Annotated in this window: 14 protein-coding genes; 6 read left to right on the forward strand and 8 right to left on the reverse strand. The window is 68.1% G+C overall.

Annotation, left to right across the window (positions count from 1 at the left end; all coding sequences use genetic code 11):
* Nucleotides 1-18 precede the first annotated feature (18 nt).
* Nucleotides 19-759: a class I SAM-dependent methyltransferase gene (locus tag ACIBTM_RS25865; RefSeq protein ID WP_395879939.1), complete on the reverse strand. Its 741-nt coding sequence runs from the start codon at nucleotides 757-759 to the stop codon at nucleotides 19-21.
* Nucleotides 760-873: 114 nt separating this feature from the next.
* On the opposite strand from ACIBTM_RS25865, the gene ACIBTM_RS25870 reads away from it, so the two are divergent.
* Entirely contained in the window at nucleotides 874-1,446 is a 573-nt protein-coding gene (locus ACIBTM_RS25870) for a TetR/AcrR family transcriptional regulator (RefSeq protein WP_395879704.1), read from the forward strand.
* Between the two features lie 217 nt (nucleotides 1,447-1,663).
* On the opposite strand, the gene ACIBTM_RS25875 is transcribed toward ACIBTM_RS25870, so the two are convergent.
* From ACIBTM_RS25875 to ACIBTM_RS25890, 4 genes are all read right to left on the reverse strand, one after another.
* Entirely contained in the window at nucleotides 1,664-2,497 is an 834-nt protein-coding gene (locus ACIBTM_RS25875) for a bifunctional 5,10-methylenetetrahydrofolate dehydrogenase/5,10-methenyltetrahydrofolate cyclohydrolase (RefSeq protein WP_395879705.1), read from the reverse strand.
* A complete protein-coding gene (locus ACIBTM_RS25880) occupies nucleotides 2,494-3,117 on the reverse strand; it encodes a cyclodeaminase/cyclohydrolase family protein (protein WP_037338332.1) in 624 nt (207 codons plus the stop codon). Before ACIBTM_RS25880 ends, ACIBTM_RS25875 begins: the two co-directional genes overlap by 4 nt.
* Before the next feature lie 121 nt (nucleotides 3,118-3,238).
* Nucleotides 3,239-4,063 carry a peptidoglycan-binding protein gene (locus tag ACIBTM_RS25885; protein WP_395879708.1) on the reverse strand — a complete coding sequence of 275 codons (825 nt, stop codon included), beginning with the start codon at nucleotides 4,061-4,063 and terminating at the stop codon, nucleotides 3,239-3,241.
* A 78-nt stretch (nucleotides 4,064-4,141) separates the two neighbouring features.
* Entirely contained in the window at nucleotides 4,142-5,116 is a 975-nt protein-coding gene (locus ACIBTM_RS25890; RefSeq protein ID WP_395879709.1) for a hypothetical protein, read from the reverse strand.
* Between the two features lie 277 nt (nucleotides 5,117-5,393).
* On the opposite strand from ACIBTM_RS25890, the gene ACIBTM_RS25895 reads away from it, so the two are divergent.
* The 4 genes from ACIBTM_RS25895 to ACIBTM_RS25910 all read left to right on the forward strand — a co-directional run bounded on the left by ACIBTM_RS25895 (nucleotide 5,394) and on the right by ACIBTM_RS25910 (nucleotide 12,102).
* Nucleotides 5,394-5,780 carry a hypothetical protein gene (locus ACIBTM_RS25895; RefSeq protein ID WP_395879710.1) on the forward strand — a complete coding sequence of 129 codons (387 nt, stop codon included), beginning with the start codon at nucleotides 5,394-5,396 and terminating at the stop codon, nucleotides 5,778-5,780.
* Nucleotides 5,781-5,857: 77 nt separating this feature from the next.
* Entirely contained in the window at nucleotides 5,858-8,221 is a 2,364-nt protein-coding gene (locus tag ACIBTM_RS25900) for an ATP-binding protein (protein WP_395879711.1), read from the forward strand.
* Nucleotides 8,222-8,345: 124 nt separating this feature from the next.
* Entirely contained in the window at nucleotides 8,346-10,679 is a 2,334-nt protein-coding gene (locus ACIBTM_RS25905; RefSeq protein ID WP_395879712.1) for a chitobiase/beta-hexosaminidase C-terminal domain-containing protein, read from the forward strand.
* Nucleotides 10,680-10,776: 97 nt separating this feature from the next.
* A complete protein-coding gene (locus tag ACIBTM_RS25910) occupies nucleotides 10,777-12,102 on the forward strand; it encodes an aldehyde dehydrogenase family protein (RefSeq protein WP_395879713.1) in 1,326 nt (441 codons plus the stop codon).
* A 1-nt stretch (nucleotide 12,103) separates the two neighbouring features.
* Here the strand turns inward: ACIBTM_RS25910 and ACIBTM_RS25915 are convergent, their stop codons facing one another.
* Complete coding sequence (locus ACIBTM_RS25915; protein WP_395879714.1) at nucleotides 12,104-12,772, reverse strand: hypothetical protein; 669 nt, start codon at nucleotides 12,770-12,772, stop codon at nucleotides 12,104-12,106.
* 165 nt (nucleotides 12,773-12,937) lie between these two features.
* Between ACIBTM_RS25915 and ACIBTM_RS25920 the strand changes: the two genes are divergently transcribed.
* A complete protein-coding gene (locus ACIBTM_RS25920) occupies nucleotides 12,938-13,393 on the forward strand; it encodes a DUF4383 domain-containing protein (RefSeq protein ID WP_395879715.1) in 456 nt (151 codons plus the stop codon).
* 151 nt (nucleotides 13,394-13,544) lie between these two features.
* Here the strand turns inward: ACIBTM_RS25920 and ACIBTM_RS25925 are convergent, their stop codons facing one another.
* The gene (locus ACIBTM_RS25925) at nucleotides 13,545-13,748 is read right to left on the reverse strand and encodes a ferrous iron transport protein A (RefSeq protein WP_395879716.1); all 204 of its coding nucleotides are present in this window, start codon (nucleotides 13,746-13,748) and stop codon (nucleotides 13,545-13,547) included.
* Nucleotides 13,745-13,984 carry a glutaredoxin domain-containing protein gene (locus ACIBTM_RS25930; protein WP_037338316.1) on the reverse strand — a complete coding sequence of 80 codons (240 nt, stop codon included), beginning with the start codon at nucleotides 13,982-13,984 and terminating at the stop codon, nucleotides 13,745-13,747. Before ACIBTM_RS25930 ends, ACIBTM_RS25925 begins: the two co-directional genes overlap by 4 nt.

Genomic DNA, 13,984 nt, shown 5'->3' on the forward strand with positions numbered 1-13,984 from the left:
GCTCCCGTCACCGGCTGGTCAGTCGCGGACCGCGGTGATCGCCACGGTGGCGTAACGCGTGGTGAACCGGCCGCCCATCCTGTCGATCGCCGCCCCGACTTCAGCGAGGATCTCTTGTCGCGCTGTGGATTCGACCCAGGTCAGCGAGCCGAACGTCGGAAGCTGATCCAGCCATTCGTCACGGGTGTAGACCCGGTCCCAGTCGTGCCGGCTTCGTTCCGGCTCGCCGAACCCGCCTGCTTCGCGCAGGCCGTCGGCGACTTTCACGATGAGTGGCCCGTACGGGTCAGAGGACTGTTTCGGCACGCTCTTGAGGTCGATCGGGGCGTCCGGCACGAGCCGCCGGTAAGCGTCCGCCAAGGCGTCCGTGACCTCTTCCGGCGGTTCGGGTACGTGCCAGAACGCGGCGAAGAGCCCGCCGGGCCGTAGGACTTCGGCGGCCTTGACGGCGCCCGCCACCGGGTCGACCCAATGCCAGGCCTGTCCGGAGACGAGCAGATCGAACCGGCGACCGGCGGGCTCCCAGGCTTCGAACTTCGCGACCTCCACGTCGATCCCGCTCCGCCGGGCGAACTCGGCCATCCTCTCGTCCGGCTCGACGCCGAGCACATGACAACCCGAGGCTTGGAACTGACGCGCTTCGATGCCGGTGCCGACGCCGACATCGAGGGTCTCGCGACCGGGAGCGGCGGCGATGAGCTGGTCGACGAGTTCCGGGGGATAGGCGGGGCGGGTCCGGTCGTAGCGCTCGACGTCCACGCCGAAGGATTCCGCGGCCTGTCGATAGCGATGAGGCTCTTGCCCCGAGGGTAGAGTGGGCATGCGCCCATCTTAAGTGGGCACTTGCCCACTCGTCAACGCAAAGGGAGCCGAATGCCGACAGGGATAGCTTTGCGCGCCGTCCGCGCGCAGTTGTTCGACGCCGCCGAACGGGTCCTGTTGCGGGACGGTCCGAGCGGGCTCACCAGCCGTGCGGTGACCACGGAGGCGGACTGTGCGAAAGGCGTGCTGCACCGGCATTTCGACGACTTCGACGGCTTTCTCGCCGAGTTCGTGCTGGACCGGATCGAGAAGCTCGACGAGTCGGGGCTGCGGGAGGCCGTCGGCACCGGGGCGGTCGTCGACAACCTCACCTCGGCGCTCGCGGCGGTGTTCGAGTCGGTCGCGGTCGCGATCGTGCCGCTCGTGATCTTCCGTGACGAGCTTCGTGCCCGATTGCGCCGCGAATGGCCTGCCGGGGTTCCGGTGCTGACCCAGGCCGCCGTCATGATCGGCGGCTACCTCAAGGCGGAACGCGACCGAGGCCGGATCGCCGAGGACGCCGATGTCGAGACGCTCGCGGCCACGCTGATCGGTGCCACGCACCTGCTCTACGCGGACCGCACCGCGCCCGCGCCGGAAACGGCGCAGGTGCGGAAGGTGGTGGAGACGGTGGTCGGGACCTGACGAGGTTCTGCCGGCCAGGTCGGAGGCGCGACTCGCGTGATCAGACGCCGATCTCGCGTGATTGAAGGCGGAACTCGCGAGTTCCGCCTTCAATCACGCGAGATCCGTCTGTGATCACGCGAGTTCGGCGTCTGATCACACGCTCGCTCAAGTCCGAAAGCCTTACCGCGCGAAAGAGGCGCGAGTCCTCAGTGGACTCGCCGCCTCTTTCGGTGGCTCAGGACTGCGCGGCGGTGACGGTGTGCCGCAGTAGCAGCGACGTCGTGACGGGGCCGACGCCGCCGGGCACCGGGGTGATCGAACCCGCGATCTCCTCGACCGCGGCCTGGTCGACGTCGCCGACGAGCCCGCCTTCGGGCGTCGGGTTCGTGCCGACGTCGATCACCACGGCGCCGGGCTTGACGTGGTCCGCGCCGATGAAATGCGCGCGGCCGACGGCCACGACCAGGACGTCCGCGGTCTTGGTGACCGCCGCGAGGTCCTTGGTGCGGGAGTGGCAGACGGTCACCGTCGCGTGCTCGCCGAGCAGCAGCAGCGCGGCGGGTTTGCCGACGATGGTCGAGCGGCCCACGACGGCGACCTGGGCGCCGGACAGGGCGACCTGCTCGCGCTTCAGGATCTCCAGCACCGCGGCGGCGGTGGCCGGCGCGTACGTCGGGAGGCCGGCGGTGAGGCGGCCGAGGCTGACCGGGTTGGCGCCGTCGACGTCCTTGCGCGGGTCGATGTGCGCGCCGACGTCGTCGAGCGTGACACCTTCGGGCAGCGGGGTCTGGCAGATGATGCCGTGGACCGACGGGTCCGCGGACAGTTTGTCGAGTTCGCGGGTGACGTCCGCACCGGTCGGCTTCTCGAGCTGGACCACTCGGCAGTCGACGCCGACCTTCTTGGCGGCACGCTCGATCGAGCGCACGTACCAGGCGGTGGCGTCGTCGTCGGTCGGCACGAGCACGGCCAGCGTCGGGGCGGTGCCCGATTCGCGGAGCTTGGCGGCGGTCTCGGTGACCTCGGCGGTGATGGCGGCGGCGATCGCGCGCCCGTCGATCAGGGTCATCGGGCGAGCCTTTCGCGAACCTGGGCGATCAGGGCGTCGGCGCGCCCGGCGGCGGGGGTGTACTCGGTGAGCCGGGCCTCGGTCTCCTTGCGGAGCTGCTCGTCCGACATGGACGCGAGGTTGACCTCGACGTTGACGACGCCCGATTCGAGCGCGGACTTCGCGGACGAGGCCGCGACCGCGATGTCGGAGATGACGTTGGTGTTGGCGCCTTCGAGGATCGAGGCGGCGACGTCGATGACCTCGGCGGCGAGGGCGGCCGTGCGCAGCGGCACCTCGGCGGCGCCGACCAGCGCGGCCTGGATGGCGGCCGTGCGGGCCTGCTTCTCCTCGTCGGTGGCCTTAGGGAGCTTGTACGCGGCGACCACGGCGTCGAACGCGGCGGCGTCGTCGGCGGCGAGGCCGAGAGCGCGCGCACGGAGGTCTTCGGCCTTGGCCAAAGCCTCGGTCATGGTGGCCTCGTGCTCGGCGTACTTCGGCTTGCCGATGGTCAGGTTGCACACCATGGAGACCAGGGCGGCACCGACCGCGGCGTTCATCGCGGCACCCGCGCCACCACCGGGCGTCGAGGCCTTCGATGCCAGCTCGTCGAGCCACTGACCGACCGGTTGAGCCTCCACGCGATGTTCCCTTCCCGCTGGTTTTGCCGTCGCGCCGAAGCCTACCCGGGCGTTCCCGGACAGGCCGAAGGCCACCTTCGCGACGATCGACGCCGGAGAAGGTGGCCTTCGGAAAAGGTGTTCAGGAGCGCAGGTACTCCTCCCAAGTGAGCTTCGGCGAGACGGCGGGGCCGTCGTCGGCGCCGCGGCCGGCGAGCCCGTTGTAGCCGAGGTAGTAGTCGCCTGCCTGGTGCTGCGCGCCGGACGACAGATCCGGATCGGACAGTGCGATGGCGTGGATGTGGTAGGCGAAGCCCTGGTCCGGAGTCCGGATCCAAGCCGCGAAGCCCACCTGGCGCAGCTTCCGCGCGACGTCGGTCCGCGTGGTCGAGGACATGCCCTCGACGCCGATGTCGAGCGCGCCGCCACCGTCGTGCGTCCCGGCCGAAGCACCGACGCCGCCGGGGTTGTACGAGCCCTGCGTGATGGTGAGCTGCCTGCCGAGCAGACCTTCGGCCTTCACGAGCATCGCCTTGGTCCGGGTGTTCATCGTCTTGCCGTGGTAGGTCAGGCGGCTACCCGCCGAGACCACCGCGGTGACGGTGTAGCGGTTCTCGCCCAGCTTTTCGAGCGACGTCTTCCCCGGCAGGCCGGAGGCGTCGATCCCGGTGTAGCCCAGCGACTTCTGGTAGGTGGAGTACGCCGTGATCGTCGACGTGCCGAAGTGGCCGTCGACGTACTGCTGGTCGAGCAGCCCCTTGGCGGCCAGTGCCTGCTCCACCAGCAGCACGCTGTCCTTGGCACCAGGGGTCAGCGCGCTGTCGGCCCGGCGCGGGTCGATCTGCGCGGCCTTGAGCACCGCTTCCATGCTGGCCGTGGGCAACGCGGTCACTTCGGCGCCGGCCGGTGCGGCCACGCCGAAGGAGAGCGCGGTCGCTGTCGCGAGCACGGCTACCTTGGTCAACAATTCCTGCCTCCTGAACGGATTCGGTTGTCCGGTCAGCATGGGCAGCGGGAATACAAGGGCCGTACAAACGGACGTTCTTCAGGTTTGATCCCGGCCGGTGACGAACAAGGTCACCGCCTCGGACAAAGTCCGGCAATCGGCGTCATCGGGGTGTTTGGCGGCTTCCAGTTCGAGCGGGCGCATCCGGTCTCTCGCGCGGACCGATTTGACCGTTTCGGCGCTTTCGATCGCTTGGATGCCGACGGACAGTGCCTGGTCGCCGTCCCCGTCGAGAACGTGTCCCGTGGCCAGCATGGCCAGGCACAGTGAACGGCTGCGCGCCATTTCCGGACCGTATCCGCGAACGGCGTCGGTGAGTGCGGCGATGGCCAGTCCGACATGACGGCCACCCTCGCGCAAAGCCAGATCGGTGTGCACGGAGCCCGCCATCGCGGAAACGTCGACTTCGGTGAAGAACCTCGCCCAGTCGGGTGGCTCGGCGTCATCCTTTCCGGCGAATTCCTCGCCTGCTTGGTCTACCAGCCCGACGGCGAGGTTCGCGTCGCCTTTCTTGGCGTAGGCCCAGCCTTGGTTCGCGCTCAGGATGCTCGCGGCCAGCTTCGAACCGGCACGCTTCGCGGCGAGCCTGCCCAGCTCGAATTGCGTGAGGGCCTCGTCCGTGACGCCGTAGTGCAGATCGATCCGGCCCAGTCGGTAATGGATGTTCGCGATCAATTCGGCGTTTTCGCCGTCGGTGGCGAGCTTCAGCGCGACATCGAGATGATGCTGCGCGGCGCCGATGTGACCGGTGTCGAAACACGTCCACCCGGCGAGGTTGTGCAGATCCGCGACCGCGGAGAAAAGCCTGGGCCGCAACGGTTCCGAGATCGACATCGCGAGCATCCGATGGCCACGGTGGATCCGGACCAAGACGGCGTCGCGGCACATCCCGCCCCCGCATTGGTAGTCGACGGCACGGAGTGCCTTCGTCTGTTTTTCCAGCGCCTCGACATCGCGGTTGCTCACCCGGTCAGGTGCGAGGTGGCGGCGAGCGGTGGCTTCAGGATCTGTCATGGTCATTTAGCCTCTGACGTAACCCCAGCCCGATTTCGTGGCTCGAAGCCTAACCCGGCCGGAGCGCCGCCGCGACCTTTTCATCTCGAAGATCAATGTGCACTCAGGTATGAAGACAGGTAGTTGTACGGGTGTCGCCGAGGCGGAACAAGCGCAACCTGATAAGACTTCCAGTGGATGCCGAAAGGTCGAGACCCACATGGTGCTACGTGCTTCACAGCCTTCGCGAGCCCGTCTCCGGCTGGTCTCCTCTGAGGATGCGCGTACGACACCCCGGGTGGGCGGCCGTCTGGATCGGTACGGCGAGCTCGCCGACCGGCGGTTGGCCGCGATCCTCGCCGCCGAGGACGTGGCGGAGGAGCATGGGCTGAGCGCACACGCGCGCACGACCTGTTACGTGCACGGCTGCTGGGTGCATCAGTGCATCTCCGATCCGTTGCACGTACTGGTCGTCACCGGGCACCGCTGGTGCCGGCGCTGCGACCGCACGGTCGAAGTCGAAATCGACGAGACTTTTCCAGGATCGGTCGAACTCCATTGCGACGGCTGTGGTGTCCCGCCGGACACGGTCGCGAACCGCGAAGTGCTCTTCGCCTGCCGGACCAGTCTTCTCGCCATGCACGGAGGCGAAGTGTCGACGCTCTATGTGGTGCCCGACAGCTGAAACCGGATTGGGCTGACCGAGCGAAGGGGCCCCTGGCCTCGTTGACCGCCGTTCACAGGCGTCCGTACGGTTCAAGGGTGGGTACCGCGGCCGAAGCGGGCCGGCCGGGCAGCCTCCCCGCCGGAACCACGAGTTTCGTGGGGCGAAAGAAGGACGTCGCCGAGGTCAAAAGGCTGCTGTCCAAGGCCCGGCTGGTGACCTTGACCGGGGTCGGCGGTGTCGGCAAGACGAGGCTGGCTCTGCATACCGCCGCCGAACTGCGCCGGGCCTTCCCCGACGGTGCCTGGCTCGTCGAACTCGCGGATCTGTCCGACCCGGACTTGCTGGCTCATACGGTGCTGGAGGCGCTGGGCGTCCGCGACGACAAGGGCCGCGACCAGACGGACGTGCTCGCGGATCACCTGAGGGAGCGCCGGATCCTGGTGATCCTGGACAACTGCGAACATCTGATCGAGGTCTGTGCGGCGTCGGCGGACCGGCTGCTGAGGGTGTCGCCGGGGCTCCGGTTGCTCGCCACCAGCAGGGAGCGGCTCGGGATTCCGGGAGAGCACCTCTGGCAGGTCGCGCCGCTACCGCTGCCCGACCCGCTGGTCCCGCTGCGATCGGGGGCTTGGCGTGGCTATCCCGCGATGACGTTGTTCGCCGAACGGGCGGCCGCCGTCGAGCCGGGGTTCGCCGTCACCGATGAGGACCAGACTTCGATCGCGAACGTGTGCCGGATGCTCGCGGGGATACCGTTGGCGATCGAGCTGGCCGCGGTCCGGATCCGGGCGCTGTCCCTCGACGAGCTGGCGACCCGGCTGGCGGACAACTTCCACTTGCTCGCCAAGGGGGAACGCGGCGGACTGCCCAGGCACCAGACACTGCTGGCGGCGGTGGAATGGAGCCACGACCTGTGCGGCGCCGCCGAGCGGGTCCTCTGGGCGCGGGCGTCGGTCTTCGGGGGTGGGTTCAGCTTGGCCGCGGCCGAATCCGTCTGCGCCGGGGACGGGCTGCCCGCTCGTTCGGTGCTCGGGCAGCTGGCCGGGCTGGTGGACAAGTCGGTCCTGCTCTTCGAGCGCGATGGTGATCGGGCGAGGTACCGGCTGCTGGAGCCGCTTCGCCAGTTCGGCAGGGCGAAGCTCCGCGGCATGGGTGACGAGGAGGCGGTCCTGCGCCGCCATCGGGACTACTACCTCGCGCAGGCAGAGCTGAGTGAGCGGGAATGGTTCGGACCGAAGCAGGCGGAGATCTTCGCGCGGACCAAACTGGAGCACGCGAACCTGCGCGCCGCGCTCGACTATTGCCTCGCCACGCCGTCCGAAGGCAGGACCGGGTTGAAGCTGGCGGGCACGCTGTGGTTCTACTGGGCGGGTTGCGGTGTGCTGGGCGAGGGGAGGCACTGGCTCGACCACGCGCTCGAAGCCGTCCCAGACGGCGGCGAAGACCGCTTGAAAGCTTTGTGGGTCAATGGATACGTCTCAACCTTGCAGGGTGATATCCCCTCCGCGGTGACCTTGTTGGGTGAGTGCCGCACGGAAGCGGGCAGGGTGGGGAACGAGGCGGCGCTCGCCTACGCGATCCACCGCCTGGGTTGCAACGCGCTGGTCGGTGACGACGTCGGCTACGCGAAGGACCTGTTCGAGGACGCCCGAAGCCGCTATCGGCGGCTGGGTGAGATGAACGGCAACGTGATGCTGGCCGGAATCGAGATGGCGATCGCATCGATATTCCTCGGCGAATTGGAGGAGGCCGCGGCGCTGTGCGAGGAGGCGCGCGCGATCGGTGCCGCGCATGGCGAGGAATGGGCCTATGCCTACGCGATCTACGTGCTGGCGCTCGTGGCGCTGAACCGGGGCGAACTCGAACTGGCGACCCGTTACGCGCGCAACTGCCTGAAGATCAAATGTACTTTCAACGACCTGCTCGGCATGGTGCTCTCGATCGAGGTGCTCGCGTGGATCGAGTCGTCGCTGCGGCACTGGGTGCGCGCGGCGACCCTGCTCGGCTGCGCGGGGCGGATCTGGCGCTCGGTCGGCTACCCGATGTTCGGCTCGAAGTACTTCGGCGCCCCGCACGGCGACTGTGAGGCGCAGACCCGTGAGGCGCTGGGTGACAGCCGGTACGCGGTCCTGTCCCGGTACGGGAGCGAGTTCACCTTGGAAGAGGCCGTCGCCTTCGCGCTCGACGAGGCCGAGGTGGCGGAGAGAGCTCCCGTCGCCCAGGTCGGGACGGTACTCACCGACCGAGAGCACGAGGTCGCGGTCTTGATCACCGACGGTCTGTCCAACCGGGAGATCGCCGATCGGCTGGTGATCTCCCGCCGCACCGCCGAGGGGCACGTCCAGCGCATCCTGCGGAAACTGAACTTCGATTCCCGTGCGCAGATCGCGGCCTGGGTGGCCCAGACGGCGGTACGAGGCGAGCAGGACGGCCGCATCCGGCAGGTCCGTCCGGAGTAGTCAGTGGTTTGGACCACCACTGTTACCGAAGCGTGATCTGGACATATCGCACGGACGGCTACTTTGTTGTTGCGCGCAACGAATTGCTTCGCCCGTGGATTTCCAACGCCGGAGGTGTCACGACGTGAACCGGATCCTTGTGCAGCCCGAACGGCGGAAAGGGGTCCGTGGCGCGTTCGCCCTCGGCCTTTCCGCGCTCCTGATCGCGGCCGGGCTCGGCGGGGCCACCGCCGCGGCCGCCGACTACAGCCAGAGCGCCGCGTCCTTGACCGCGACCCAGGCGCAGTTCTCCTTCACCCCGGCGACCCCCGCGCGCTACGTCGACATCCACTACACCGGCGTCCCGGGAGTGGGGCAGCAGAACGTCCGCATGACCGACAACGGGGGCACGTGGCGGCACACCGTCGGCTCGCTGTCGGCGGGCACGGTGCTCGACTACTGGTTCACCTACGAGAAGAACGGGCCGCAGTACGACACCCCGCATTTCACGTACACCCACGGCGGCAGCGGCACGACCGTCGCGTCACCGACCTTCGATCCGCCCGGCGGCAGCTACCCGAGCGCCCGTTCGGTGACCCTGTCGAGCGCGACCGCGGGTGCGAGCATCCGGTACACAGTGGACGGTTCCGTGCCGACGGCGTCGTCCACCCCGTACACCGGGCCGATCACGGTCTCCTCGTCCTCGACGATCTCCGCGATCGCGCTCAAAGCCGGCTCGGCGAACTCCCCGGTGGCGTCGGCGAGCTACACGATCGGATCGACGCAGGCGACCTGCCCGGCTCAGGCCGAGGTCCCGGACTTCGGCCCGAACGTGCGGATCTTCGACCCGGGTATGTCCGCGGCGTCGATCCAGTCCCGGCTCGACGCGGACTTCAACGCGCAGAAGGACACCCTGACCGCGCAGTTCACCGAGCGCCGGTACGCGCACCTGTTCAAACCCGGCGTGTACAACGGCATCCACGACAACGTCGGCTACTACACCTCGGTCGCGGGCCTCGGGCAGAACCCTGGCGACGTGGTGCTCAACGGCGACGTCACCGTCGACGCGTTCAACGAGTCGGACAAGGGTGTGGCGCTGCAGAACTTCTGGCGGTCGGCGGAGAACCTCGCCGTCGTCCCGAGCAGCGGTTCGACCCGCTGGGCCGTCGCGCAGGCCGCGCCGTTCCGCCGGATGGACATCCGTGGCGGGCTCCAGCTCTATCCGGCCAGCTATGGGTTCGCGAGTGGCGGCTACACCGCCGACACGAAGGTCTCCGGACAGGCCGCGTCGATCTCGCAGCAGCAGTGGTACACCCGGGACAGCAGCTACGGCAGCTGGGACGGCGGCGTCTGGAACATGGTCTTCTCCGGGACGAGCGGCGCTCCCGCGAACACCTTCCCGAATCCGCCGGAGACGACGCTCGGCACCACGCCGGTGTCCCGCGACGTCCCGTATCTCTACCTCGACGGCTCCGGCAAGTACCGCGTGTTCCTGCCCTCGTTGCGCACCAACGCTTCCGGGCCGAGCTGGGCCAACGGAGGCACCCAGGGCTCTTCGCTGCCGATGAGTCAGTTCTACGTCGTGAAGGCGGGGGACACGGCGTCGTCGATCAACACCGCGCTTTCCCAGGGCTGCAACCTGTTCTTCACTCCCGGCGTCTACCACCTGAACCAGACGCTGAACGTGACGAAAGCGAACACCGTCGTGCTCGGTGTCGGCTACCCGACGCTGGTGCCGGACAACGGCGTCGAGGCCATGAAGGTCGCCGACGTGGACGGCGTCCGGCTCAAGGGACTGTTGTTCGACGCCGGAACGGCCAACTCGCAGTCGCTGCTCACCGTGGGCCAGGTGGGCTCGACGGCGAACCACGCGGCGAACCCGACGACCTTGCAGGACGTGTTCTTCCGGATCGGCGGTCAGATCGCCGGCAAGGCGACGAACAGCCTGATCGTCAACAGCCGTGACACGATCATCGACCACATCTGGGCCTGGCGGGCCGACCACGGCAACGCGGGCACCTATGGCTGGACGATCAACACCGGCGACACCGGCGTGGTCGTCAACGGCGACAACGTGCTGGCGACCGGCCTGTTCGTCGAGCACTACCAGAAATACCAGGTGATCTGGAACGGCCAGAACGGCAGGACGATCTTCTTCCAGAACGAGATCCCGTACGACGTCCCGGACCAGGCGGGCTGGAAGAGTCCCAACGGGCTCAACGGGTTCGCCGCCTACAAGGTGGGGGACAACGTGACCACGCACGAGGCGTGGGGCCTGGGCAGCTACTGCTTCTTCAATGACAACCCGTCGGTGAACCTGTATCACGCGTTCGAGGTGCCGAACCGCTCCGGCGTCCGGTTCCACAATCTGGTGACGGTCTCGTTGAACTACAAGGGGACCATCACCCACGTGATCAACGACGCCGGGGCGGTGACGCCGCCGGACACGCGTCCGAGCAACCTGGTGAGCTACCCGTAACGCCGGGCCGAAGGGTGCTTTGCCACGCGGGGAAAGCACCCTTCGGCTTCTTGTATAACGCCCTATACCGCGTAGCGCTGGGCAGCCGCCCCGGTCCATGACTAGGCTCAAATCCATGACCAGCAGCGATGCCCCCGCCGTCGTCGAAGAATTGCGCACCCTCTTCCGTTCCGGTGCCACGAAACCGGTGGAGTGGCGGCGCACGCAGCTCACGGGACTGCGGAAGCTCCTGTCCGAGCAGGCCGACGTCTTCCTCAAGGCGCTCTATGCCGATCTCCGCAAGAACACCGCCGAGGCGAAGCGCGCGGAGATCGCGCTCGTGCGGAACGAAATCGACCATACGCTGGAGAACCTCGACTCCTGGCTGAGCCCGGAACCCGCCGACTTGCCGTACCCGCTGCGCCCGGGCGACGGCCGCGTCGTTCGTGAGCCGCTCGGGGTCGCGCTGATCATCGGACCGTGGAACTACCCCCTCCAGCTGGTGCTCGCGCCGCTGGTCGGAGCGCTGGCGGCGGGCAACTGCGCGGTCGTGAAGCCGAGCGAGCTGTCGCCGAACACCTCGGCCGCGATCGCCGAGCATCTGCCGAACTACGTCGAGGGCGTCCGTGTCGTCGAAGGCGCGATTCCCGAGACGACCGCGCTGCTGGAGCAGAAGTTCGACACCATCTTCTACACCGGCAACGGCACCGTCGGCCGGATCGTCATGGCAGCGGCGGCTAAGCACCTCACGCCGGTCACGCTGGAGCTGGGCGGGAAGAGCCCGGCGATCGTCGAGCCGGGAGCGGACCTCGCCGTGACCGCCCAGCGGCTGGCCTACGGCAAATTCGCCAACGCGGGCCAGACCTGTGTCGCGCCCGACTACGTCCTCGCGATCGGCGACACCGGCCCGAAGCTGGCGGAACATCTGGCCGCGACCGTCCAAGCGATGTTCGGTGATGACCCGGCCGTCAGCGAATCCTACGGCCGCATCATCTCGACCCGGCACCACGACCGGCTGACCGCCTTGCTGGACAACGGAACCGTGGTCGTCGGCGGCCAAGCCGACCGCGACGAGAAGTACATCGCACCCACCGTGCTCACCGGTGTCTCACCGGATGCCCCGGTGATGCGGGACGAGATCTTCGGCCCGATCCTGCCGATCATCGACGTGCCCGACGTCGACGCGGCGCTGGCGTTCGTCAACGAACGCGACAAGCCGCTGGCGCTGTACGCCTTCACCGAATCGGAGGAAACGAAGCGCAGGATCGAGACGGAGACCTCGTCGGGCGGACTGGTGTTCGGTGCGGCGATCATCCACCTCGCGGCGCCGGAACTGCCGTTCGGCGGCGTGGGGGAGAGCGGGATGGGCCGCTACCACGGGCGCTACTCGATCGAAAACTTCAGCCACGTGAAGGCCGTGCTGGACAAGCCACTCGCGGGTTGAGTCAGCGGCCTTCGCGGCTGCCCTCGTAAGCGCGCTCGCGTAGCCCGGTCAGCCAGCGGGGCCGCAGCTCCCAGCCAGGGGGAGCGTTCAGCATCGGATCGAAGGCCGGGCGCGAGGCGTCTTCGTCCACCTCTTGGAGGGTCAGCGTCGCGCAGGGCTTTCGATGCCCGTTCGCGCGAACGGTTTCGACCAGGTAGGTCACCGGTCCTTCCCGCACCAGCCGCCTCAAGGCGTCCAGGGAGGCTTCGGCGTGCCGTGGCGTTTCCGCACGGGCCGACAGCCAGACCAGTCCGCCTTTCGTGCGGTAGGGCAGTAACGAGCTGTAGCGGCCGGTGGTCCAGGCTCGCGCCGGTCGCGGCAACACGCGGCCGGCCGAAGTGGTCAGGGTGAGGTCCCACGGAGCACCGTCGGCGGCGGTGATCCGGACGGCGAGGCCCAGCGCGTCGGGCACGCGCCCCGGGAGACCGGCCCCTTTCGACATGCGCACGGTGACGGCTACCGGCTCCGACGGCAGCGCGAGGTCGTCACGCCTCAAAGCGTGAAGCTCTCCTTTGAGCAGTAGGCCGTTCGGGTGGAACGCTCGCGCGCCGCGGAGCGCGGAGAGGGCGTGGAAGCCGGCCCGGAAAAGCCTGCCCAACGGCCCTGTTCGCGGTGCGTCGTGCACGGCCACGGGTTTCGCCTCCTTGCCGGGTGAGTGCTTGGCGGTGGCTACCCCGGTAGCACCGGATTACACGGAATTCTCACGAATTCGAAAACGACGATTCCCCGGTGTGACCGGCTTCGGCGCGGGTACTCGACCTTCCGGAAGCTCATTCCACCTGGATCGGAGGAAATCATGACTGCATCGCCGACCACCGTTCGGCGGGCTCCGCGCCAGCTCATCGCCCTCGGCGTGGGCGCGGTCTTCCTGCTCGTCGGCATTCTCGGCTTCATCCCCGGCATCACGACGAACTACGAGCAGCTGAGCGGTGCCGGGCACGAGTCCGGCGCGTTGCTGCTGGGCGTTTTCCAGGTGTCGATCCTGCACAACATCGTCCACCTGGCGTTCGGCGTCGCGGGCATCCTGCTGGCACGGACGGCGAGCGGCGCGAAGGCGTTCCTCGTCGGCGGCGGGGTGATCTACCTCGTGCTGTGGCTGTACGGGCTGCTGATCGACCACGGGTCGACGGCGAATTTCGTGCCGGTCAACAACGCCGACAACTGGCTGCACCTCGGGCTGGCCGTCGGGATGATCGCCCTCGGGCTCATTCCGCTCTCCGGTTCGAAGGCGCCGATAGCCGACTCGCGCTGATCCGTTCCTGATGGATCCGGAGCCGCTCGGCGGTCATGCGTGTCTGAGGGGACGGCGCGTGTGACTGGATGGACGACACGCGTGTCGTCCGCCTGGACACGTGTGTCGTCCGTCTGATCACGCGTGTCGTCCCCTCAGACACGCGACATCGTCACCCGCGCGGAGCCGGAGGTGGCGGCACCGGCTTCGCCAGGACGATGTCCGCCAGCCGGATCGTCGCGAGTCCGCGTTTGGTCTCCACCGTGCATTCCGTGTCGTCACGGGAGCGCAGGTAGCCGAGGGCGTCGGTGAACCCGCCTTCGATCCGGTACCGCACGACGACCCTCGTGCCGACCGGGACGTCCGGGAGGGTCACCGGTTCAGGTGCGCGGTGAGCTCGTCGTCGCTCGGCTCGACCAGATGGGTGCCGTCCGGCCAGACGATGGTCGGGATCCGCCGCTCACCGTTCTGCAGTGCTCGCACCGTCTCCTCCGCGCCGGAGTCCGCTTCGACGTCGATGTAGTCGTACTCGACGCCCTTCGAGTCCAGCAGGGCCCGGCTGCGTTTGACGTCGGGGCACCAGCCGGCGCCGTACACGATCAGGTCGCTCAT

This window comes from Amycolatopsis sp. NPDC049868 (assembly GCF_044461365.1).
Classification (GTDB): domain Bacteria; phylum Actinomycetota; class Actinomycetes; order Mycobacteriales; family Pseudonocardiaceae; genus Amycolatopsis.

Excerpts from the sequence above, each read along its gene's own strand:
- ACIBTM_RS25870 (WP_395879704.1), top strand. The coding sequence starts at position 874 with ATGCCGACAGGGATAGCTTTGCGCGCCGTCCGCGCGCAGTTGTTCGAC.
- ACIBTM_RS25875 (WP_395879705.1), bottom strand. The coding sequence starts at position 2,497 with ATGACCCTGATCGACGGGCGCGCGATCGCCGCCGCCATCACCGCCGAG.
- ACIBTM_RS25890 (WP_395879709.1), bottom strand. The coding sequence starts at position 5,116 with ATGACAGATCCTGAAGCCACCGCTCGCCGCCACCTCGCACCTGACCGG.
- ACIBTM_RS25910 (WP_395879713.1), top strand. The coding sequence starts at position 10,777 with ATGACTAGGCTCAAATCCATGACCAGCAGCGATGCCCCCGCCGTCGTC.
- ACIBTM_RS25920 (WP_395879715.1), top strand. The coding sequence starts at position 12,938 with ATGACTGCATCGCCGACCACCGTTCGGCGGGCTCCGCGCCAGCTCATC.
- ACIBTM_RS25930 (WP_037338316.1), bottom strand. The coding sequence starts at position 13,984 with ATGAGCGACCTGATCGTGTACGGCGCCGGCTGGTGCCCCGACGTCAAA.